Source organism: Stenomitos rutilans (assembly GCF_059505485.1).
Map to the genome: position 1 here is coordinate 1 of NZ_JCACKR010000066.1, position 2906 is coordinate 2906.

General features: G+C 57.8%; 1 protein-coding gene. It reads right to left on the reverse strand.

The window, feature by feature from the left end; all coding sequences use genetic code 11:
- Positions 1-2725 (reverse strand): hypothetical protein (locus AC5JLP_RS12540; protein ID WP_496068249.1); only part of this gene is annotated, 2725 nt, incomplete at its 3' end.
- Positions 2726-2906 lie beyond the last annotated feature (181 nt).

A 2906-nucleotide genomic window follows, 5' to 3' on the forward strand; every position in this document is an offset into this window, starting at 1 on the left:
GCCGCCCGATCGCCTGCTGGATATCCGCTTGAATGGTGCGTGCCACAAACGCTTGAAAGCGCTCGTCTGCTGCATCGGTGACACCCGTCAAGACGGCAAACTCAGCCAGCAGGTCGGCGACATTACGGCACGGAGTCCCTACCAGCACGAGCGTCGTTGTGGTCATAAAGTCATTCACCCCGCGACTATCACGCCACCAGGCACCCATGCTTGCCTCCGCAAACTGCTTAAAATCAATCACCTTCGTCTGGGGATCGGTCGCCTGGTAGTGGGACACAAGGGCCTTGACCCGTCGCTGTTGGTCTGCCCCTCGCTGCATGCCCAGACGACCCAGGTCGACTACTTGCGTCACAGCCAAGTTCGTAGGCGCTGGCACCTGCTGCCGACAGATAAAAATCTCCTCTGGTTGACAGTGCAACTTCAGGGCCAAATCCTGACGGCTCAAGGTAGCATCCAGGAAAATCACAGTGCTGGCTGCCTGCGCGATCGCCTGGTGCCGCGTCTCGGCGAGGGAGAGCGTCAAACGACCTGACTCTAACCGCACGGCACTGGCACATTGCCCCCCAAGTATTCGTAACAGCGCCGGTAACCACTGCTTTATCACCCGCTGTTGAGCCTGATCCGCCATCTCCGAGTCCCGTTCTGAAAAGCGTTTGCGCAGGTGCGCCGGTAAATCGGCTAACTCAACTCCATACGCTTCAGTGGTATTGAGAAACGCCAGATCTGGCTGCAAGACCTGCTCGAGTGCCTCTAAACTGACCGAAGGCAACTCTAAGAGTGACACTACTTCAAGATGATTCAGCCCAAAGCGCCCAAGCGTCTGCTGACCGTTCAGGTACGGCAGTAAAGTCGCCAGCAGCGGCTGCACCGACGCGAATAACTCAAGATGAGGTAGAAGGGTCGCGATCGTTTGCTCCAGGTCAGTCAGCGTCACGTGCACATCCCGCTTGGTGACGAAGCTCTGCCCCGGTTCATCCCAGAGCAAGGTCACTGCGTCATAGTCATAATCCATCGGGTTGGGCAAACTATCTGGATGCGCACGTAGCTTAGGGGCGGACAGCCCAGAGTGACGTTGGTTCAAGAAGCCATAACCTGATCCGGTGGCATGGGTACAGGCTTCGCGCAAGGGGCAGGTGCCACAAATCAAGGATGCCGTATCCGATCCTTGCACCTGCTTCGCACGTAAGGCGCTGATGACCCGAGTCCGGGTGCAGTTAGCGGGGACACTCGGTGTTTCACCACTAGCGACTCGTTTCCAGCGGCTGCTTCCCCCTGGCGTTGTTTCTTGCTGTAAGCCAGCATGACGGGCTTCCAGATCAGTCCAGTCCTGCGCCTGCGTCAGTGTCTCCACCGTGGGGTTACGATGCTGGTCTGAGACATACAGCAGTTGCTGTGCCGTCAGCAGCGCTGGTTCGACCAGACCCGCATCAAAGCTCTTGCCTGTGCCCGTTGCTGACTGATCCAAAATACAGCGATAGCCCTGTCCGACCGCTTGCTGCCAAGTGGTCAGCCGATCACCAGCCGCGTAGGTAAGCACCGTTGGCTCTGGTTCGTCTAAGACCCGCCGCAAAGCAACGGCCGCCATACGGGGTTTGCACACTCGTTGCAGCCGTCGCTGGATCTGTCCCAGCCAGTCAAGGTGAGGACGGGCAATGGCCTCCAGTTGGGCTGTCGTAAGCCACTCAATCACACTGAAATCATCCAGTTCATCAATATCCAAGCCTGCCTTGGTCACCTGACCCCACCAGGCAACCCGAATCGAGTAACCCCACTGCTGCAAGAGTTCCCAGGTGGAGCGATATTGCCGCATCACCTGCCGATTTGTGACCGCTCCGGCATCGGGATAGAACTCAATCTCCTTGGTGCCCAACTCAGCCGCGAGCACGTCCAGCGAGTGCTGCAGGGTTTGAGGACTGCTGGCAAACTGCCCACCAGCCGCCCCAAGCGTCACTTGTCCCCGGCGCTGACACAGGAGGAGCGGTTTGGCACCAACGCCCTCTACCAGTGCGATCGCAGCTCGCTGCACTTGGGTCGGGCGATGGACTGCTAGTGGCAGCTCCGCATTGGGCAGATGGGGAGTGGGACCGTGCTCCCGCTTCTTGGTCTTTGAGGAGACCCAGCGGTAGCGCCCCCCAGTCGCGCCATTACGCAAACGCAACTGCAAACCGACCACCCGTCCGGCGACATCGTAGATGGGACAGAGGTAGCCAGCAGAAGCCACATTGAGCGAGCGTCCGTCGAGCGTCACGCCGGGTAAATTGTGCGGTAACGCTGGCTCTAGCTTTTGCCACGGCTCTACCGACTTAAACCCACCGGCGGCGATTTGTGCGTCGGTAAAGCCGCGTCGGCGCAAGTCAAGGCGATCTAGAGGATGTAGATCGACCATCGCCAGTAAGCGCCGATAGTAACGGTCTCGGTCCTCGGCAGACATGGACTCTGCGTGATGGCGCGCTTCTTCTCGTTGTCGTTGTGCTTCAAGCTGTTGCCAATCGCGTCGCCACTGCTCGCGTTGAGCCGCACTCCAGTTTTGACCATCATCATCCATCCACTTGCCCCATAGATCGTCTTTAGTACGACCGATGAATTTGAAGCCGGGAATGGTGACGAGTGCATCGGTAAACGTCATGCACAGCAACGTGCGGCCTATTTCCCGGCATTTGCCGCTGCTATCGCCGCACATCTGGCAAGGATTGCCGCGCCGTGTTGGCGTAAATGTCTTTGACATGGTTCTAATCCCTGATAAATGAGGTGTTGGGGGACAGAACGCCATGCCGCAGCGAGGGGTATTTGCCAAAGTGCTTGCACCTTTGAGCAAATTGCCCCTAAAATTGACACAGTAAAACCTGTACCGCTCGTTTACTCAAAACGATGGTTCGGCTCTGTCCCTGATTCGGGTAGCTAACTTT